18 protein-coding genes and 3 pseudogenes are annotated in these 18,988 nt (G+C 71.9%); 12 read left to right on the top strand and 9 right to left on the bottom strand.

Annotated features, from left to right (window positions below; all coding sequences use genetic code 11):
* Window positions 1-6 precede the first annotated feature (6 nt).
* Window positions 7-2,028 (bottom strand): NAD-binding protein, encoded by a 2,022-nt coding sequence (locus ADK41_RS08805; RefSeq protein WP_245174625.1) that lies wholly within the window; start codon window positions 2,026-2,028, stop codon window positions 7-9.
* Window positions 2,029-2,218: 190 nt separating this feature from the next.
* Between ADK41_RS08805 and ADK41_RS08800 the strand changes: the two genes are divergently transcribed.
* Genes ADK41_RS08800 through ADK41_RS08790 form a run of 3 tightly spaced genes read left to right on the top strand, consistent with a single transcriptional unit; the run spans window position 2,219 to window position 4,878 of the window.
* A complete protein-coding gene (locus ADK41_RS08800) occupies window positions 2,219-3,247 on the top strand; it encodes a permease (protein WP_030827850.1) in 1,029 nt (342 codons plus the stop codon).
* An 8-nt stretch (window positions 3,248-3,255) separates the two neighbouring features.
* Window positions 3,256-3,963, top strand: a complete 708-nt coding sequence (locus tag ADK41_RS08795; protein WP_030827853.1) for a TIGR03943 family putative permease subunit — start codon at window positions 3,256-3,258, stop codon at window positions 3,961-3,963.
* Between the two features lie 45 nt (window positions 3,964-4,008).
* Complete coding sequence (locus tag ADK41_RS08790; protein ID WP_030827855.1) at window positions 4,009-4,878, top strand: IS5 family transposase; 870 nt, start codon at window positions 4,009-4,011, stop codon at window positions 4,876-4,878.
* Between the two features lie 10 nt (window positions 4,879-4,888).
* On the opposite strand, the pseudogene ADK41_RS08785 reads toward ADK41_RS08790, so the two are convergent.
* The 4 genes and pseudogenes from ADK41_RS08785 to ADK41_RS41605 form a co-directional block, all read right to left on the bottom strand.
* Window positions 4,889-5,068: pseudogene (locus tag ADK41_RS08785) on the bottom strand (hypothetical protein); the annotation flags it as partial.
* A gap of 5 nt (window positions 5,069-5,073) precedes the next feature.
* Window positions 5,074-5,775 carry a DUF6461 domain-containing protein gene (locus tag ADK41_RS08780; protein ID WP_158717678.1) on the bottom strand — a complete coding sequence of 234 codons (702 nt, stop codon included), beginning with the start codon at window positions 5,773-5,775 and terminating at the stop codon, window positions 5,074-5,076.
* Window positions 5,776-5,853: 78 nt separating this feature from the next.
* Window positions 5,854-6,978, bottom strand: a complete 1,125-nt coding sequence (locus ADK41_RS08775) for a hypothetical protein (RefSeq protein WP_158717679.1) — start codon at window positions 6,976-6,978, stop codon at window positions 5,854-5,856.
* Window positions 6,979-7,554: 576 nt separating this feature from the next.
* Window positions 7,555-7,713 carry a hypothetical protein gene (locus ADK41_RS41605; RefSeq protein WP_158717680.1) on the bottom strand — a complete coding sequence of 53 codons (159 nt, stop codon included), beginning with the start codon at window positions 7,711-7,713 and terminating at the stop codon, window positions 7,555-7,557.
* A gap of 122 nt (window positions 7,714-7,835) precedes the next feature.
* On the opposite strand from ADK41_RS41605, the pseudogene ADK41_RS44200 reads away from it, so the two are divergent.
* A pseudogene (locus tag ADK41_RS44200) lies at window positions 7,836-8,189 on the top strand (transposase); the annotation flags it as partial.
* Between the two features lie 252 nt (window positions 8,190-8,441).
* Window positions 8,442-9,464, top strand: a pseudogene (locus tag ADK41_RS08770) (IS701 family transposase); the annotation flags it as partial.
* A gap of 143 nt (window positions 9,465-9,607) precedes the next feature.
* Here ADK41_RS08770 and ADK41_RS08765 read toward each other — a convergent pair.
* Complete coding sequence (locus tag ADK41_RS08765) at window positions 9,608-9,895, bottom strand: zinc-ribbon domain-containing protein (RefSeq protein ID WP_030827870.1); 288 nt, start codon at window positions 9,893-9,895, stop codon at window positions 9,608-9,610.
* 203 nt (window positions 9,896-10,098) lie between these two features.
* On the opposite strand from ADK41_RS08765, the gene ADK41_RS08760 reads away from it, so the two are divergent.
* Window positions 10,099-10,506 (top strand): VOC family protein, encoded by a 408-nt coding sequence (locus tag ADK41_RS08760; protein WP_030827873.1) that lies wholly within the window; start codon window positions 10,099-10,101, stop codon window positions 10,504-10,506.
* 28 nt (window positions 10,507-10,534) lie between these two features.
* On the top strand, window positions 10,535-10,705 hold the full coding sequence (locus ADK41_RS38960) for a hypothetical protein (RefSeq protein ID WP_209438641.1): 171 nt from the start codon (window positions 10,535-10,537) through the stop codon (window positions 10,703-10,705).
* 57 nt (window positions 10,706-10,762) lie between these two features.
* On the opposite strand, the gene ADK41_RS08755 is transcribed toward ADK41_RS38960, so the two are convergent.
* Complete coding sequence (locus ADK41_RS08755) at window positions 10,763-11,647, bottom strand: hypothetical protein (RefSeq protein WP_234318832.1); 885 nt, start codon at window positions 11,645-11,647, stop codon at window positions 10,763-10,765.
* Between the two features lie 192 nt (window positions 11,648-11,839).
* Here ADK41_RS08755 and ADK41_RS08750 point away from each other — a divergent pair, with 192 nt between their 5' ends.
* The 4 genes from ADK41_RS08750 to ADK41_RS08735 are packed head-to-tail and all read left to right on the top strand — an operon-like array spanning window position 11,840 to window position 15,745.
* On the top strand, window positions 11,840-12,412 hold the full coding sequence (locus ADK41_RS08750) for a hypothetical protein (protein ID WP_030827880.1): 573 nt from the start codon (window positions 11,840-11,842) through the stop codon (window positions 12,410-12,412).
* Window positions 12,409-13,692 carry a peptidoglycan-binding domain-containing protein gene (locus tag ADK41_RS08745; RefSeq protein ID WP_106979483.1) on the top strand — a complete coding sequence of 428 codons (1,284 nt, stop codon included), beginning with the start codon at window positions 12,409-12,411 and terminating at the stop codon, window positions 13,690-13,692. Before ADK41_RS08750 ends, ADK41_RS08745 begins: the two co-directional genes overlap by 4 nt.
* The gene (locus tag ADK41_RS08740; RefSeq protein ID WP_051843199.1) at window positions 13,689-14,519 is read left to right on the top strand and encodes an ABC transporter ATP-binding protein; all 831 of its coding nucleotides are present in this window, start codon (window positions 13,689-13,691) and stop codon (window positions 14,517-14,519) included. Before ADK41_RS08745 ends, ADK41_RS08740 begins: the two co-directional genes overlap by 4 nt.
* Window positions 14,516-15,745, top strand: a complete 1,230-nt coding sequence (locus ADK41_RS08735; RefSeq protein WP_078661980.1) for an ABC transporter permease — start codon at window positions 14,516-14,518, stop codon at window positions 15,743-15,745. The genes ADK41_RS08740 and ADK41_RS08735 overlap by 4 nt, the downstream gene beginning before the upstream one ends.
* Window positions 15,746-15,822: 77 nt before the next feature.
* Here the strand turns inward: ADK41_RS08735 and ADK41_RS08730 are convergent, their stop codons facing one another.
* Window positions 15,823-16,176: an SH3 domain-containing protein gene (locus ADK41_RS08730; RefSeq protein ID WP_234318833.1), complete on the bottom strand. Its 354-nt coding sequence runs from the start codon at window positions 16,174-16,176 to the stop codon at window positions 15,823-15,825.
* A 269-nt stretch (window positions 16,177-16,445) separates the two neighbouring features.
* Here ADK41_RS08730 and ADK41_RS08725 point away from each other — a divergent pair, with 269 nt between their 5' ends.
* Complete coding sequence (locus ADK41_RS08725) at window positions 16,446-18,110, top strand: sensor histidine kinase (protein ID WP_051843200.1); 1,665 nt, start codon at window positions 16,446-16,448, stop codon at window positions 18,108-18,110.
* Here ADK41_RS08725 and ADK41_RS08720 read toward each other — a convergent pair.
* A complete protein-coding gene (locus tag ADK41_RS08720; protein WP_030827898.1) occupies window positions 18,071-18,778 on the bottom strand; it encodes a response regulator transcription factor in 708 nt (235 codons plus the stop codon). The genes ADK41_RS08725 and ADK41_RS08720 overlap by 40 nt on opposite strands.
* Between the last annotated feature and the right edge of the window lie 210 nt (window positions 18,779-18,988).

The raw sequence follows: 18,988 nt of genomic DNA, 5'->3' as shown, positions 1-18,988 counted from the left end.
GCCCCGCTACCCGTAGCTGCGGGCAGTCGTGCCGCTGGGGCGGCACGGGTGGGCGCAGCGGCACCCCGCGGACGCGGGCAAGTGAAGCCCCCCCCCGCCCAGCGGCAAGCGCCCACCCCCCAGCGGCAAGCGTCCCGCCGCGCTCCGCGCCCGCCGCCCCAGCAACTCCGCCAGCCCCCGCCGGGTGGCGGCCAGCACCACCCGGTCCTCGGCGCGCAGCACGTACGTGTCAGGGAGGTCCCACACCAGCCCGGACCCCGGCACCCCCTCCCCGCCCGAGGCGGACCCCGCCGTGTCCAGCGCCAGCACCCGCCAGGCCCCCGCCCGGAACGCCTCCCCCACCGTCCGCCCCTCCAACGGCGCGCACCCGCCCACGACGACCGCCGCGAACAGCAGCACCCGCCGCTCCACCGGGATCGCCCCCAGGATCTGCCGCCCCATCATCGCCCCGGCGAACGCGGGCGCGGCCAGATGCGAGACACTCCGGCTCCGCGTCAGCGCCGAGGGGTGCGCGGTCCGCAGCGTCCGGTACACCGCCTTCGCGAAGTCGTCGTCGTACAGCCGCAGCACCACCCGCAGGTCGGCCCGTACGGACCGCGCGTACAGCACCGCCTCCAGGTTCGTCGTGTCCGCGCTGGTCAGCGCCAGCAACGCGTCCGCACGATGGATCTTCGCGGCCTCCAGGACCCCCTCCTGCGTGACGTCCCCCAGCACCACCGGCACCCGCAGCCGCCGCGCCACGGCCATGCCGCGCGCCTCCGGATCGGCCTCGACGCACACCACCGGGATGTGCAGCTCCCGCAGCCGCGTCAGCACCCGCGTCCCGATCTTGCCCAGTCCGAGCAGCACGATGTGCCCGCTCAGCCCGCGCGGCGGCTTCCGCAGCGCCGACGCCGTGCGGAACGTCCCCAGCGCCTCCAGCACCGCCGCCAGCAACACCGGCAGCAGCAGCAACCCCACCAGCATGGACAGCAGTTGCAGCACCTGTCGCCCGGTGGTCTCGTGGTGTGCGGGCTCGTTGATCGCGAAGAGGTCGAGCAGCGTGACGTACGTGGCGTGCAGCGGGTCGTCCCGGGTCACCACCGTCAGCGCGACGGCGAGCGCGATCACCGCCGCCACCAGCCCCGCCAGCGACCACCGCAGCCGTCGCGAGAACAGCGAGGCGAACGGCGGACCGCCCCGCCGGGCCGGCAACGGGGTTCCGGAGTAGGAAAGTTGCTCCAGCACCACCGTCCCCCGCCCGGTCGCCGCCGCCACCGCCGCGGCATCGGGCAGAAGTTGCGGCCCCTGCTCGCCGCTGTCCTCCGAACCATCCTCCCCGGCGGGGTCGTTGCTGGTCGCGGAGAGCAGCGCGAGGGTGCACAGTCCCGGGTCGGCCACCTCGCCCGGGCCCGGCGGGCGGCGCTCCACCGCCCGCAGCAGCAGCCCTTCCGCGTCGACGACCTTGCCGCTGCCGACGAGCGCGGTGGCGACCAGCGCGGGCGCGGCCGTGTCGGCGTCGGACAGCACGGTCGTGGAGATGTCGGCCCCACCGGCTCCGCCGACCCCACTGGCTCCGCCGACCCCACCGGCCCCACCGCGTCCCGCCAACCCGGCCGCCTGGTCGAGCAGTTCCTCGATGTGCTGGCCGAGCCGCCGGTTGTAGAGCCGCAGGACGAGCCGCAGCCGGGGGTTGAGCCGGCGGGCGGTCAGGGCGGCACGGATGTTGGTCTCGTCGTCGTCGTACACCAGCGCCAGCGCGGCGGCGCGTTCCACCCCGGCCCCGGCGAGCACGGCTTCGGTCGGCTCGGCGGCCTCCACGACCCGCTCACCGGGCGCCAAGGTGTCGTCGGACCCGCCGTTGCCCCGGTTGACCGCGGTCACGACCCGGTCGATCAGGGCCGCGGAGGCCGCACGGGCCCGCCCGGCCATCGGCTGCCGCACGCCGCGTCCGACCGGCGGCACGACGAGGGTCACCTGCTCGCGGTACACGCCGCGCAGTTCGGCGGCGAGCCGGTGCGCGAGCCCGTCGTCCCCGCACACCACCATGTGCGCCGACGGGTCGCCGGGCAGGGCCGGGCTGGGAAGGAGGCTCACCACAGGGGAGAAGACTGCCTCATCGTGGCGGGTGGTTCCAGAGTGCGCCTGAACGGCCGCGCCCCGCCCTCCGTACCGAGGGGGAGGGGCCCGGGCGCGGCCCCGCCCGCCCACGCGCGCACACCGGAGGTGCACCCGGCCCGTGACCACCACCACATCACCCCCGAACGGGACGGAGGGACCGGAGGACGGCCGGGAGGACAGGACGCACGACGAGGCGTCCCGCCACCTCACCTCCCCCCTCCTGCTCACCCTCGTCCTCCTCACCGCCGTGATGTTCCAGGACCCCGTCCGCCGCGCCCTGGCCGCGCCGGTGACGCAGAGCTGGATGACGGTGTTCGTGGCGGTGGTCCTCCAGGCCCTGCCCTTCCTGGTGCTCGGCGTCCTGCTGTCGGCGGCGATCGCGGTGTTCGTCCCGCCGTCGTTCTTCGTCCGCGCCCTGCCGAAGCGCCCCGCGCTGGCCGTACCCGTCGCGGGCGCGGCGGGGGCGGTGCTGCCGGGCTGCGAGTGCGCGTCCGTGCCGGTGGCGGGTGCGCTGGTGCGCAGGGGGGTGACGCCGGCCGCCGCCCTGGCGTTCCTGCTCTCCGCCCCCGCGATCAACCCGGTCGTGCTGACGGCGACGGCGGTCGCCTTCCCCGCCGCGCCCGAGATGGTCCTCGCCCGTTTCGTCGCGAGCCTGCTGGTGGCGTGCGCGATGGGCTGGCTGTGGCAGCGCCTGGGCCGCACGGACCTGCTGCGCCCGCCGGCCCGCTCGTCGTACGACGGTCAGGGCGGGGGCGCGGCGTTCTGGGGTTCGGTACGGCACGACGTGATGCACGCGGGCGGCTTCCTGGTGGTCGGCGCGGTGGCGGCGGCCACGCTGAAGGCGGTGGTCCCGGCGGAGTGGCTGCGCGCGGCGGCCGGCAGTCCGGTGCTGTCGGTGCTGGTCCTGGCCGTCCTGGCGGTGCTGCTGTCGATCTGCTCGGAGGCGGACGCGTTCGTGGCGGCGTCGCTCACCCCGTTCTCGCCGACGGCCCGGCTGGCCTTCCTGGTCGTGGGGCCGATGGTCGACCTGAAGCTCTTCGCCCTGCAGGCGGGCACGTTCGGCCGCGCCTTCGCCCTGCGCTTCGCCCCCGCCACCTTCGCCCTGGCGGTGGCCGTCTCCGCCCTGACGGGAGCGGTGCTGCTGTGAAGTCGAACCTGGACCACCAGGCCCAGGCGGCCCTGCTGTTCCTCCTCGGCGCGACCGTGCTGCACGCCGGACTGACCGACCTCCACCTGCGGTACGTCAAGGCGGGCCTGCGCCCGCTGCTCCTGCTGTCGGGCGCGGTGCTGATCGCGACGGCGGCGGCGACGGTCCGGTACACCCGGCGCCGCGGGCCGCGCACGCGGGAGGCGCACCGGGAACCCCGTGTCTCCTGGCTCCTCACGCTCCCGCTCTTCGCCCTGATCCTGGTCGCCCCGCCCGCCCTCGGCTCCTACAGCGCCACCCACACCGGTACGGCCCTGCGGGAACCCCTCGGCTATCCGGAGCTGCCCGAGCGGGGCCCCCTGCGCCTGGGAGTCGGGGAGTACGCGGCCCGCGCGGTCTACGACCACGGCCGTCACCTGCGCGACCGCCCCATCGGCATCACCGGTTTCGTGGCCCTGGACGGCGCCGGCACCCCGTACCTGGTCCGCATGGGCCTCAACTGCTGTGCCGCCGACGCCCAGCCGGTCAAGATCGCCCTCACCGGCGCGGTCCCTCCGGTCCTGCGGCCGGACACCTGGCTGGAGGTCACCGGCCGCTACACCCCGCGCCGCACCGAGGATCCCGTCAACGACGGACCGGTCCCGTACTTCGAGGTCACCCGCGCCGTACCGGTCCCGGTCCCGCAGGACCCGTACGACGAGGCGTGGAGCGGCTAGGCCGTGTACCGAAAGTAGATCTTGAGCTGTGAATGATCACGGTTCATGGGTCGGGGAGATCTCACGGATGAGCAGTGGGCGGTGTTGGAGCCGTTGTTGCCGAAGGGGGCGAAGGCGGGGCGGCCGCCCCTCTGGTCCCGGCGGCTGCTGATCGACGGCATACGGTTCCGGACCGGTGTGCCGTGGCGGGACGTGCCCGTCGAGTACGGTCCGTGGGGCCGGATCTACGACCTGTTCCGCCGATGGCAGCGGGACGGCACCTGGCAGCGGATCCTTACCCGGCTCCAGTCCCTGGCCGACGCGAAGGGTTTGATCACGTGGGATCTGAGCGTCGACTCAACCGTGTGCCGCGCCCATCAGCATGCGGCCGGGGCTCGCAAGCAGGGTGACCTGCAGAAGGAACCACCAGGCGGTGTCTTCACCGAGCCCGGCGATCACGGACTGGGACGCTCGCGCGGCGGGTTCACCACCAAGCTGCACCTGGCCGTCGAGCAAGGCCAGAAGCCCATGTCGATCGTGATCACGGTAGGGCAGCGCGGGGACTCGCCGCAGTTCGAACCCGTACTGGAGAAAGTCCGCGTGCCCCGCATCGGACCGGGCCGGCCACGCGTCCGCCCTGATCGGGTCCGCGCAGACAAGGCGTACGCCTCCCGCAGAAACCGCGCCTACCTGCGCCGCCGCGGAATCCGCTGCACCATCCCGGACAAGGCCGACCAGGCACGCAACCGCCAGAAGCTCGGCTCCTGCGGCGGCCGGCCACCGCATTTCGACCCGGTCGACTACCGCGAGCGCCATGCGGTCGAGTGCGGGATCAATCGCCTCAAGAGGCACCGCGCTGTCGCCACGCGATACGACAAGCTCGCGGTCCGCTACGAGGCGACTGTCCTCGTCGCTGCCATCAACGAGTGGCTGTGACCCTCGGCCATTACGCGGTGGGATCCACGTTCCACGTCTCCGGCAGATCGCTGCCGCAGAAGACGCAGACGAAGTCGTCCTCGCGCACGATGTTGTGCTCCTGGCAGTCAGGGCACCGCCGGAACACCACCTCGTGGGTGAAGCCGGAGGGCCGCCCGAGCCCTACATGGTCCAGAGCACGGGCGACTGCCGACCTCAGGTGACGGGGACGTTGATGGCTTGCCTCATGGTGGGTGGCGGGGGTGGTCCAGGCCGGGCGGGGACGCCCCTCACGCCCTTGGGAGGCCGTGGTGCTTGCTGGGGAGTTTGAGGGGCGGGGGTGAGGTCGCTGTCATCGAGCCGCAGGGTGAGCAGCGGCCCGTCGAGGATGCCCGTGTCGAGTACGGCTCTGGTGTGGCGCGCTGTCGCTTCCAGTACCGGGACGAGGCCGGGGAATTCTTCGCTCGATGCGTCTAGCCGCCCCTGCACTGCATCCCACCAGGGGTGTGGAGGACGAGGTTTGGTGCCGGTGGCGCCCGGCTCGAACCGCTCGGTGCACTGTCCGTCCCGCCAGTACGCGAAGCCGTTCATACCGTCCCCGCCTCGCAGTACGCTGAAGGTCTCCGTGCCGCGGGACAGCGCGGACAACGGGCCGGACATGCATCCCATGACCCCGTAGTCCTCAAAGCAGAACGACCAGTCACCCGTCCGCCCTGCCCGCAGTACCGAACCCTCCGGCAGGTCGTCACCGGCCAGCTGGGCGGCCTGCTGCCGGGTGAGAAGCCGGGCGGTGCGGGCGTCGGCTCCGTAGCGGGCGAGCACTTCTTCAGGAGTGATGCCGTAGGTGATGGTCACGCACCACATCACGGCGCGCGGATCCTCGGCCCATGCCCATGGCCCGGTGGTGGAGTTTTTCACTGGGGCTCCTTCGGGTTTGCCGGGCGGGGCCCCGAGCATCATTTTCGGGGCCCCGGCGTAGTGCTGCTGTCTCCTCTGTTACTCGATGACGGAGACGTTGTACTTCTCGATGTCGAGGATGCGCGCGCTCTTCACGAGCGCACCATACTTGCCGCCGGCAGACGAATTGGCCTCCCCGGAGACATGGGCACGCACGCACGGCTCTTCGTAGGTGAACGGCTTGTCAGTCCGAGCCGGATAGATCCACCATGCCCCGTCCTCGTACCGCGGGATGATGTCGGCGCACAGAGCGCCGTTGGTCCCTCCCTCGAGGGAGCCGGCGAAGGGGAACTCGTCACAGGTGTCCCCCGGAACTTCATCGTACATATGTACGAACGGGTCGCTGCTTCCCTCCTCGCAGGTCCGCTTCCGGTTGGCTGTGTTGAGGCCGTCCGCCCGAGTCAGCGGGGCCCAGTCGCGCAGGCGGCCCTGAGCGAAGCTGTAAGCCGCCGAAGCTGCGGCGTGCTTCGGGTCGGACAGCGAGTATTTGAGGCTGGCGCGAATGTCGGAGAAGACGCAGCCGGGTGTGGTGAGCTCGGCGTCGCAGCGAAGATTGGCCTGGTACGGGAGCTCCCAACTGACGTTCGGCTTGGTGGGGGTGGTGCCCGTCGCGGTGATGTACATGTGGTATTTGGTGCGGATGTTGTCCCGCATACCGGAAGCCACATTGCTGGTGTAGGTGACCGATCCGGATGCCTCTGCGCCCTGGCCGAGGGTTTTTGTCCCAGTCCAGGGGCGGTTGTTGGTCGGGGAACAACTCGAGGTGCAGTCCACGTCGAATTTGATATTGACGTTGCTTACGGCATTGGTCGCCTTGGTCACCTTGACGGTGATCAGTTCGTTCCAGGTGAGGCTGTCGTACCTGAGGTTCATGCTGCTCTTGACGTCTATTAGAGCAGTACCCAGGACGGCGCCCTGTTCGTCGCTGAGCGTGAAGGTCACCTCATTGCCGTTCAGGCATATGCCTTTAGTTCGTTCCCAGGTCCACTTGCCCGGCTTGGTTATGTCGCAGGCTTCGACAGTGTCGGCCTCCTCGGCAGTCCGCGCCGTTACGGTGCTGGATTCCTTCGTCGGCCTTGTCCCGACGCACGCCTTGACCGCGCCACCTAAGGCCGCACGTTCGGAGGCGGCGACGGGAGAACACGATTCCTCGATACTAACCATTGCCTGGCCACGCTCAGGCTCCGTCGGCAGGTCAATGGTCTTGGCGACACCGAGCGCCTACTGTCTGTTCTCCGACTGCTGGGCTTCGTCAGCAGCCTTGGCGCTACCTGCCAAGGAAAGAGAGGCTACTGCTGCCAGCGAGGCTGCTAATGAGGACAGCCGCCGGACGTGACGATTCATCAATTTCTCTCCCTCGCGCACACTCAGGACACCCGCATAGATGTGCGGGATTCGTGAGGGATCCTACGGACGGCTGTGGCGCAGGTGTGCGGAGTGGCTGAAGAATGATGACAGGGAATCGCCTTTTGGCTCAGAAGGCCCTCTTGTGGTTGCTGTAACTGTAACGCATCCCAAACCGCTGGGTAATTGAAAAAAGCCATCCGGTTAACCGCAAATTATCGCGCTGCATCTGTAGTGAGACATGGAAGTGCGAACGATTCGCTTGCGCCTGCTGACACGCGACGCCGTGCCCTTTACCCCGTCTGACCGTCAAGCCGAGGTCCTCCTATACGGACCACAACCAAGGCATAGTCGATCATCGTCAGTTAGGTTCTCCCGCTGCGCGGGAGTGGCTGACTAGCAGGTCAGATCGGGTTGACGTGGTTTCAGGTTCACTTGTTCGGCCGCTGCCTGGTCGGCGTAATGCTTCTCCTCGTACTCGATCGGGCTGAGGTAGCCGAGCCGTTTCTGGATGCGGCGGGGGTTGTAGAAACCGTCGATGACCCTGTTGCCCAATTGAGTGAAGCTGTCGTGATCGCCTGCCGCGTGGCATTCCGGTTCGCGAGTGTGTGGTGCAGGCGGTTTCGAGGGCGTGAACTGGGCTTCTGGCTGCGGAAATCGGGGGTGGCGTTGTGACGATGCGGTCGAGCTCGGAGGTGGAGGTTCCCGCGGTGACACGGGATGTCGCCCGGGCAGCGTTCCCCAAGGGGTGTCTGGCGATGAGGATCCGGGACAGTCTCGGTCCGCTGTTCCTGGACGAGGAGTTCAGAGCGGCCTTCGGGGTTCGGGGGCGTCCTGGCATCCCGCCCGGCCGGCTGGCGTTGGTCAGCATCCTTCAGTTCGCCGAGAACCTGACCGCTCGCCAGGCCGCGCACGCGGTGCGGGCCAGGATCGACGTGAAGTACCTGCTCGGTCTGGAGCTGACCGACCCCGGCTTCGACCACACCGTGCTGACCGGGTTCCGGGAACGGCTGCTGGCGCACGGACTGGAGGAAAGGATCTTGGACCTGCTTCTGGAACGGCTGGCCGAGATGGGCATGGTCGCCCCCGGCGGGCGTCAGCGCACGGAAGCCACGCATATCCTGGCCGCGATCCGCAGCCTCAACCGCCTGGAGTTCATCGGCGAGACATTGCGGGCGACACCGGAGGCACTCGCTACGGCCGTGCCCGACTGGATGCGCGCGTCGATGGACCCGGCATGGCAGGAACGCTACGGAACACGGGTCGACGCTTACCGGTTGCCCCGGCTGGCCTGGAGGATGCACGAGGCGATCGGTCCGGAGGCGCTGATCGTGGACGACACCGGGTTCCTGAAGGACGGAGACGCCTCGGCGTGTGTGTCGCGGCAGTACACCGGCACCGCGGGCAAGGTCACCAACTGCCAGGTGGGCGTCTCGGTGCACCTGGCCTGCGACCGTGCCTCGGCCGCGATCGACTGGCGGCTGTTTCTGCCCGCCTCCTGGGACCCGGCCTCGCCGCAGGCCGATGCGGACAAGGTCGCCCGTCGCACTCGCTGCGGGATTCCCGACCAGGTGGGGCATGTGGAGAAGTGGCAGCTCGCTTTGGACATGATCGACGAGACCCTCTCGTGGGGCATCGACATCCCGCTGGTGGTCGCGGACGCCGGCTACGGCGATGCCGCCGTCTTCCGACACGGGCTGGAGGAACGCGGCCTCACCTATGCGGTGGGCATCTCCTCCCGTCACACCGCTCATCCGGCCGAGGCCCGGCCCGTTCAGCCCGCTTACGCGGGCACCGGGCGTCCGCCGAAAGCCCAGTACCCCGAGCCTGCGCAGACCGTGAAGGACCTGGTCATCGCGGCCGGGAAGGCAGCGGCCCGGCCGGTGTCCTGGCGGGAGGGCTCCCGTCCGGGCAAGGGCCGCAGCGGCGTCAAGCGCATGTATTCGCGCTTCGTCGCCCTGCGCATCCGCCCGGCCGGACGCGGCATCCGCAGGGCCGCCGATGATCCGGAGCTGCCCGAGCGGTGGCTGCTGGCGGAGTGGCCGGCCACCGAGAGCGAACCGGTGCAGTTCTGGCTGTCGGACCTGCCCTCCGGCATGCCGTTGGCCACCCTGGTGCGGCTGGCCAAGCTCCGCTGGCGCATCGAGCACGACTACCGCGAGATGAAACAGGCCCTGGGCCTGGCCCACTTCGAGGGCCGCACCTGGGCCGGCTGGCACCACCACGTCACCCTCGTCTCCGCCGCCCATGCCTTTTGCACCCTGCAACGACTGGCCCGCCACCCAAAAGATCCGGCGCAGGTCTGAGCCTCTACCAAGTCGTCCGCGAGCTCCAGACACTCCTCGCCACATGGACCGGCGCCTGCCCCACCTGCCACCGCAACATACCCACACCCCTACGAACCTGATCAAGCCCTACTAGGACAGCGACCGGCTACGACCGTGACCGGCTACGACCGGTAGGGCTGCTGCTGCGACTGCTGCCCGTACCCCTGCCCGCCGCCGAGGGCCTGCGCCTGGAGCTGCTCGGCCTGCTCCCCGGTCACCTTCTGCTCCGCGCCGCAGAAGGTGCACTGCGTCGCGTACTTCGTGGAGACCGGGAACAGCGGCACGAAGAACAGGGTGAACTTGGTGACCCGCTTCCTGAGCGTGTGCGCGGCGGGGTTCCCGCACTGCGCGCACACCAGCGTCAGTATCGCCAGCTGGTGCAGGTACCCCTTGGTGCCAAAAATGATCATGTCGTCGATCCTTCCCGGGCCTCGGCCCCCCGAACCACCACACCAGACGGTGACCGCGGTCGGCAACGTGACCGGCCGCAACACTGCCGCACCCCGCACAAGCGCGCCGGCCCCCCGCGTCGGCACGATGTGCCGCAGGCCGATGGTGAGGCGGGCTCGTCGCACAGCCGCCCCGCCCGACCCCGAAGAGAGAAGAGACAACCGTGCGGATCACCGTCTCCACCGTGTCGCTCACCGTCGACGACGTGACCGCCTCACGGCGGTTCTTCACCACCCACCTCGGCTACGAGGAGATCGCCGCCGCCGACGGTTTCGCCTCACTGACCCGGGGCGACGCGGCGGTCGACATCGTCCTGCTGCGCCGGGGCGCCGAGGCCCTGCCCGCCGGCCGGCGCGGCCCGCACGCCGCCGGAGCCGTCCTGGCCTTCACGGTCACCGGCATCGAGGACGAGGAACGGCGGCTGCGGGAGCGGGGCGCGGCCATCACCCTGCCGCTGCGCAAGGAGCCGTGGGGCGAGACGCTCTTCCAGGTCACCGACCCCAACGGGATCGTCGTCCGGTTCGTCGAGTGGGCGGCCCCCGAGGAGGTGGGGGAGGGCGCGGACGCCTAGGGCGGACGCCGTACACCGGGGCCGGGCCGTGCGAGAGGGGATGGCGGGGATCGCCGGGCAGGCCGATGCCGTCCACCGGACCCGCACCCCCCTGAGCAGGGCGCGGGTGCTGTCCGCCGCCGTCGCCCCGGCCGACGGGGGCGCGACCGACGCGCTCAGCATGCGGAAACCGGCGCCGGAGCTCGGCGTCGTGCGCTGACCGCGGCCGCCCCGGCCGCCGTGGCCGGAGGCGTTCCCGGACCGGAGGCCCACGGGCTCAGTCCAGCACCTCCCGCGCGTCCTCCACGAGGGCGGCGGTGTCCTCGGCCGGCGGGGCCTCGATGGTCACGGGCCGGTCGACGTCGAGGAAGGTGACGGTCAGGTCGAGCGGTCCGCCGCCGGTGCCGCCCCGCGCGCCGTCGGTCCGGGCCTGCCAGCGGAACCGCTTGGCGCGGCCGTCGCCGTCGACCCACAGGTCCATGGTGAGGGTGTCGGAGACGCGCAGCCCCATGAACTGGTCGAGGCTTTCGACCCGGCGCTCCCGGGTCGCCTCGTCCGGGGCGGCGTCGCGGGCGGCGCGCAGGCCGTCGAAGGTGACCGTTCCCCTGTAGTGCGTGGTCCTGGCGCCGTCGACCGTCTCGGTCCCGACCCTCCGCACGTCCTCGGACCCGGTCAGGAGGGTGGACTGGACGACCGGGCTGCCCTCCAGCTGACGGGGCAGTACGCCGTAGGAGTCGTTGTCCACGGTGAGGCCTCCCCACGTGGCCGGGTCCGCCCGGAACCAGCTCCTGCCCTTCGCCGCCCCGCCGACGTACATCACCCCGTCGACGAACCGGACCGGCAGCCGGCCGTTCCCACTCCGGCCGGCCGTGCTCAGCTCCATGCTCATGGCCGGCGGGTCCGTCCTCATGAACGCGTCGGCCTCCAGCCGGCCCTCCTCCGGCACGGTCCCGGTGATCCGGTAGTGGAGCGACACGATGTCCGCGGAGTGCGCCGCCGCCTTCGCCACGGCCGTCGCGGGCGTCACCCCGGACGGCTCCCCCCGCGCGGGATCACTCCCGCCGTCCCCTCCGCAGGCCACCGCTCCCCCGGCGAACAGCACGACGGCGGACACCGCTCCCGTCACTCCGCGCGGCACGGAACCGAACGACAGGATCCTCATGATTCCCCCCAGGAAACGGCCCGTTGGCCCGCGTCAAGGCTGTGAGCGTACCGACACCGCCACCGCCGCCGCGATCCGCCCGTGGCCGCACGGCCGGCTGACAGGTTCTTCAAGAGTTCTTCATCGGCTCCGTCCTACGGTCGGTCTGCCCGCCGCGTCCGCGGACGGGTACGACGGAGAGCGGGAGAACCGGTGAGGGCGAATCGGGTACTGCTGGCCGCGGTGGCCTCGGTCATGGCGCTGGCGTCGACCGGCTGCGGGGGCGACGAGGGCGAGTCGGACATCCCGACGGCCGCGAGCGGCGGCGCGACCACGCGGTCCGCCGGCTCGGACGCGCAGGGCGGCGGGGACGACGTGGCCGCCTACGTGCGGGCGCAGCGCGCGTACGTGAAGTGCCTGCGGGAGAACGGGGTCGACGCTCCGGACCCGGACGACAAGGGAACCATCGACTTCGGTGACAACCGGGCCCTGAAGAAGGACGCGAAGTTCCAGGCCGCCACGGAGAAGTGCGCCGACCTCCTGGCGGCCGTGCCCGAGAGCATCGAGAAGGACAACCAGTCCAAGCTCACCGACGAGCAGATCAAGGTGAAGCAGCGGTACGCGAAGTGCATGCAGGAGAACGGGGCCGCCGACTTCCCCGACCCGGGCCCCGACGGCCTCGGGCAGGGCGACTGGGACCAGAGCTCCGCCGGTGCGAAGCGGGCCATCCGGATCTGCGGGCCGATCGTGGGCGTTCCGGAGTCCGCGGGCCCCGGCAAGGGCTGACCGTGGCGGACACGGTGACGCGGATCGATGACGGGCCCGAGGCGGTGTCCGAACCGCCGCGCGGCGGACGGGGGCGGCGCACGGCGCTGATCGCCCTGGCCGTGTTCGTCGTGGCGGCGGTCGCCGTGGTGGGCGCCCTGGGGCTCGGCGGCGGCGGGGACGAGGGCCCGAGCGCGCCGCCCCGGGCCGGCTCGCTGGTTCCGGTGACCCGGGCCACGCTGACCGAACGCACCCAGGTGGACGGACAGTTGGGGTACGGCGCGGAGATACCCCTGCCGGTCAAGGCGACCGGGACCGTGACCGGGCTGCCCGAGGCGGGGACCACGGTGAAGCGCGGCGACACGCTGCTGCGCGTCGACGACCGCCCGGTGGTGCTGCTGTACGGGTCGCTGCCCATGTACCGGGACCTGGGACTGACCACCGCCGCGTCCGGGACCGGCGCCGGTACCGCGTCCGGGGAAGCGGCCTCCGGAGCGGGCAAGCCGGACGGCGGGACCGGCGACGCCGCCGCCGCGGGCCCTTCCGCGTCGCCGGCGCCGACCGGGACCGGGGCCGGGGCCGCCACGGTGACGGAGCTCAAGGGCATGGACGTCCTGCAGTTCGAGACGAACCTGGCCGCCCTCGGCTACACCGGTTTCACGGTGGACGAGACGTTCACCGCCAAGACCGCCGACGCCGTCGAACGGTGGCAGAAGTCGCTCGGGATGCCCGAGACCGGCACGGTCGGCATCGGCGACGTCATCTACTCCGCCGGCAAGGTGCGGATCGGCCGGCCGGGCGTCCGGCTCGGCGAAGCCGTCGCCGAGAACGCCCTCACGTACACCGGGACGGCCCGCAAGGTCGTCGTCGACGCCTCCGCCGCCGACGCCTCCTGGGCCGTGCGCGGCACGGCCGTCCGAGTCCGGCTGCCCGACGACAGGACCGTACGGGGCGAGGTGGCGTCGGTGGGCAGGCAGGCCAGTGCGCCCGAGGGCGGTTCCGGCGAGGGCGGTGCGCAGCAGGGCGGGGCGACCGTGCCGGTGACCGTCACGATCAAGGACCAGAAGTCCGTGGGGCGGCTGGAGAGCGGTCCCGTCACCGTCGAGTACGTCGGCCGCGAGGCCAGGGACGTGCTGACCGTCCCGGTCGCCGCGCTGGTGGCGCTCGCGGAGGGCGGCCACGGGCTGGAGACGGCGGACGGCCGCTTCGTCGCCGTGAGGACCGGACTGTTCGCCGACGGCAAGGTGGAAGTGAGCGGTCCCGCGGTGCGCGCGGGACTGAAGGTGAGGATTCCGGAATGAGCGGCGGATCCGAGGCCGTCGTCGAGTTCGACGCCGTCTCGAAGACGTATCCGGGCCCGGTGGCCGCGGTCCGCGACGTGAGCCTGCGGATCGGACGCGGGGAACTGGTCGGGGTGGTCGGCCCGTCCGGCTCCGGAAAGTCCAGCATGCTCAACCTCATGGGCAGCCTCGACCGGCCCACCTCGGGCCGGGTCCTGATCGACGGCTACGACGTGGCCGGACTGTCCGACCGCGAGGTCTCCGCGCTGCGGGCCACCCGGATCGGCTTCGTCTTCCAGCAGTTCCATCTCACGGTCGGCGTCCCCGTCCTGGACTCGGTGGCGGACGGACTGCTCTACGCGGGCGTCCCGCTGCGGCGGCGCCGGGCCGAGGCCGCGGCGGCACTGGCCCGGGTCGGGCTCAGCCACCGCGTCCGGCACCTGCCCCACCAGCTCTCCGGCGGTGAGCGGCAGCGGGTCGCCGTGGCCCGTGCCGTGGTGGGCGGACCCTCGGTCCTGCTCGCGGACGAGCCGACCGGCAACCTCGACTCCGCGTCGGGCGCGGCCGTCCTCGCCCTGCTGCACGAACTGCACGCGGCCGGCACCACCGTCGTGGTCATCACGCACGACCGTGAGATAGCCGCGCGGCTGCCACGCCGCATCGAGATGCGCGACGGACGCCTGGTCGCCGACACGGCGACCGGCCCATCGTTCGGTCCGGCGTCCGGACCGCCGACCGACACGGCGACTGACACGCCGATCGGCCCGGCGTCCGGCCCGGCGTCCGGCCTGGCGTCCGGCCCGTCGTCTGGCCCGGCGTCCGGCCCGTCGATCGGGGTGACCCGTTGACGGACCGAACCCCTGATTCCCCCGGGAGGAACCCGGGGGACCGGCTGCGGGCCGCCCGGCTCGGGCCCGCGGACGTCGTACGGCTCGGCGGGACGGGTCTGCGGACGCGTCCGCTGCGGGTCTTCCTCTCCGCGCTCGGCATCGCCATCGGCGTCGCCGCGATGATCGCGGTGGTCGGCATCTCCGGCTCCGGACAGGCGGAGGTGGACCGGCGGCTCGACGCCCTCGGCACCAACCTGCTGCGGGTGGCTCCGGGCGAGTCCCTGACGGGCGAGAAGGCCCGGCTGCCGCACGAGGCCGTCGCGATGGTCCGCCGGATCCCGCCGGTGCGGCAGGTGGCCGCCACCGGCGCGACCGACGCGCACGTCTACCGCAACGACCACATCGCCATCGGCCGGACCGGTTCCCTGACCGTGCTCGCGGCCGGCGCCGACCTCCTGCCGGCCGTGGGCGGGCAGGTCCGCAGGGGACGCTGGCTGGACTCCGCGACCGACGCGTACCCGGCGGTGGTGCTCGGCGCCACCGCCGCCCAGCGGCTCGACGTGTACACGCCCGGCACCCGGGTCTGGCTCGGGGGCCGCTGGTTCTCGCTGATCGGCGTGCTCGATCCGGTGCCGCTGGCGCCGGAACTCGACGGCGCCGCCCTCGTCGGCTGGTCGGCGGCCCGGACCTACCTGCGCTTCGACGGTCACCCGTCGACGGTGTACGTCCGCGCGCAGGACAGCCGGGTCGCGGCGGTACGGGCGGTGCTCCCGGCCACGGCGTACCCGGAGAAGCCGGGCGAGGTGCGGATCTCACGGCCCTCCGACGCGCTCGCGGCCCGCGAGGCCACCGAGTCGGCGCTGACCGGGCTGCTGCTCGGTCTCGGCGGGGTCGCACTGCTCGTCGGCGGCGTGGGCGTGGGCAACACCATGGTCATCTCGGTACTGGAACGGCGCCCCGAGATCGGTCTCCGGCGTGCCCTCGGGGCGACCAAGGGCCAGATCCGCACCCAGTTCGTGACGGAGTCGCTGCTGCTGTCCCTCATCGGCGGCCTGGGCGGAACGGTCCTCGGCACGCTGATCACGGCGGGATACGCCCTCAGCCGCGACTGGCCGACGGTGGTACCGGCGTGGGCGAGCCTGGCGGGCATCGCCTCGACCCTGGCCATCGGCGCGATCGCCGGCCTGTATCCGGCGGTCCGCGCGAGCAGGCTGTCCCCGACGGAGGCGCTGTCCGGCACATGAACGCCGCCGGGCGTCCCCGGTCGGGGCCGCCCGGCGGCGCGTGTCACCGCGTGGTGCTCAGTACGGCGAGGGGAGTGTCAGAAGCCGCAGTGGACGAAGCTGCCGCCGTCGCTCAGCAGGTCGTCACGGATCCAGCCGGTGACGCCGGTGGCGTCGTTCCTGACGTACGTCCACGTGTAGCCGTCGTTGCCGACGGTGTAGCAGTGGTAGTCCAGCGCCTGCGTGTTGTAGGCGACGCCCTTGATCGTGCAGCCGGTGCTGGAACCACTGCGCTCGTTGGCCCCGTTGGCCGTCTTCCCCCACGAACTGCCGTCCTTGTCGGAGACGTTCGTACCGCACGAGGCGTGCGCGGCGGCCGGCGTCGCCAGCGACAGCGGAACCGCCACGGCGACGGCCGCGAGCACGGGTGCGAGTGCCGCGAGTCGTTTCATGATGAACCCCCATGTTGTCGTGTGCCAGTGCCGCACTCGCCTGCCGGACGGCGCCGGAGCGAAAGCGGCGGCGCCCGTATCCGCAGGGACGCGAGCGGCCTTATGTACGATCACACCCGAAATAAGGTGAAGAAATGCTTCCGTCAGTGAGTGGCCGCTTTTCGTTCCCAAGGGGCCGGAAAACATCAAAGTGAAAGAAATGGGCCATTTCCTGATGATGTTGGCCCATGACGCCCTCTTGAAATCCGGAAACGAATGAAGGAGGCACGGTGAGCTTCCGGTTCCGCGTCCTCGGCATGCTCATGCTGGTGGCGTTGGCCGCCACCGCCGCCACCGCGTGGCTGACGCTGCGCCAGGCCAACCGTCAGGTCCAGGAGACCGTCACCGCCGGTGAGCAGGAGGTCTCCCGGATCACCGGCGCCCTGCGCGCGTACGGGTTCGCGCACGGCACCTGGGAGGGGCTCTCGCCCACGGTGGCCGAACTCGCCCGGGACACCGGCCAGCGCATCCGGGTCGTCACGGAGTCGGACGTCCTGCTCGCCGACTCCGACGCCCTCGCCGGCCGGGACCCCCGTGCGCCGGGCAGCCGGCCCGCGGTCCTGGTCGACCCGCGCCCCGTCCTGCGGTTCCCGGCGGTCCGGGAACCGCGGACCTCGGTGAAACTCACCGCCACGGCGATCGCCGACTACCGCGCGGCCGTGGCGTACGCGACCTGCCTGACCCGGGCCGGAGCGGAGCCGACGGCCGTCGCGGACGACGTCGGGACGCCCCGGATCAGCCCCGGCCGGAGGCCCGCGCGGTGCGACGAGCCGAAGCCGGGGGCGAACCCGCCGACGCCGCAGGACGTCGAGGCGGTCCAGCCGTGCGGGACCGACCGGCGGCCCACCGCCTGCCTGCAACGGGTGTTCAACGAACGGACCGCCTCCGTCGCCCCGCCCCGCCTGGAGATCCGTCTGGGCGTGCGCGACGAGTCACCCCCCACCCTGGCCGCCGCGCCCACCGTGGCCGTCGCGGTGGGGGTCGCCCTCGCCGCGATCCTCGGCGCCCTGCTGCTGAGCAGGGCCGTACTGCGCCCCGTCCGGGCCATGACGCTGGCCGCGAAAGGGCTCGGCGAAGGCGACCTGGAGCGCCGCGTCCCCGTCTCCGGCCGGGACGAGATCGCGCAACTCGGCGGCGCCTTCAACCGCATGGCCGACTCCCTCCAGGCCGGAGAGGAGCGCCAGCGCCGCCTCATCGGCGACATCGCGCACGAACTGCGCACCCCGCTGGCCAATCTGCGCGGCTATCTGGAGGCCCTGCGGGACGACGTCGTCGAACCGACCCCCGAACTGCTCGCCTCCCTGCACGAGGAGGCGATGCTGCAGCAGCGGATCGTGGACGACCTCCAGGACCTCGCGCTGGCGGAGGCCGGCGCGCTCACCTACCACCCCACCGAGGTCGACCTGGGGGAACTGCTGGAAGCCGCTCGCACGGCCCACCGCGCCCAGGCCGAGGCGTCCGGCGTCCGGCTCGAACTGGAGGCGGACGGACCGGTGTTCGTGACCGCCGACCCCGACCGCCTGCGCCAGGTCGTCGGCAACCTGGTCGGCAACGCGTTGCGGGCGACCGCGGCGGGCGGCAGCGTGACCCTGGCCCTGGCCCCCCGGCGCGAACTGGCCGTCGTGGAGGTGCGGGACACCGGCAAGGGGATAGCGGAGGAGGACCTGCCGCACCTCTTCGACCGCTTCTGGCGGGCGGACGCGTCCCGGGGCCGGGCGACGGGGGGAAGCGGTCTGGGCCTGTCCATCGCCCGCCAGATCGTGACCGACCACCGGGGAACGATCGAGGTGCGCAGCACGGTCGGGGCGGGCACCACGTTCACCATCGCGCTGCCCGCGGCTTCGGGCGGCGGACGTCAGGAGGACGCCGGGCCCGGACCGTCGTTGAGGCGGTAGCCCCGGCCGTACACCGTCTCCAGGTGGCGCGGGCGCCCGGGGTCCGCCTCCAGCTTCCGGCGCAGGTTCATCACATGGGCGTCGACGGTCCGCTCCTGCACGCCGTGGTCGAAGCCGAAGACGCGCTCGATGATCTGCGCACGCGTGAAGACCCTGCCCGGTTCCCGGGCCAGCGCCTCCAGGACGGCGAACTCCTTGGCGGTCAGGGCCACGGGCCGCCCCGCCACCCGGACCTCGAAGCGCGCGGTGTCCAGCACCACCGCGCCGACCCGCAGCACCGCGGGCTCCGCCGCACCGGCGGCCTTCCTCGACCGGCGCAGCAGCGCCCGCACCCGCGCGGTCAGCTCGCGGGGGCTGTAGGGCTTGGTGAGGTAGTCGTCGGCGCCCAGGTCGAGGCCGAGGAGCATGTCCTCCTCGGTGGTGCGGGCGGTGAGAAGGAGAATGGGAACATCCGATTCGGTCCGCAGAATGCGGCACACGTCGAGTCCGTCGACCAGCGGCAGCATCACATCGAGAACGATGAGATCCGGTTTCACCGAACGGGCCTTTTCCAACGCCGCCCGGCCGTCACCCACGACCTGCACCGCGTTGCCTTCCCGCTCCAGATAGATCCGGACCAGCCGAGCCTGTTTCTCGTCGTCCTCGGCCACCAGAATCCGAGCGCTCACCGATTCTCCCCCAACAGGATCCCGCGTACTCCCGAACGGTAATACACGCCCCACGACGACACACCGCCCCGGAAAAGAGCCGGAGACGGCCCGTCAGCGCGCTTCTCACGCGCCCGCCACCCCCGGGCCCGCAGCCGGGAACGGCGCCCCTCCGTCCCGGCGCCGACCGGCTCCCCCCGGAAGGCCCCCTCGCGGCCGTGCTTGCCGGAA

Origin of the sequence: Streptomyces caelestis, from assembly GCF_001279005.1 — a bacterium.
Lineage (GTDB): Bacteria > Actinomycetota > Actinomycetes > Streptomycetales > Streptomycetaceae > Streptomyces > Streptomyces heliomycini.
Note: the sequence above shows the minus strand (reverse complement) of the source record. Positions and strands in the feature narration are given on the sequence as shown.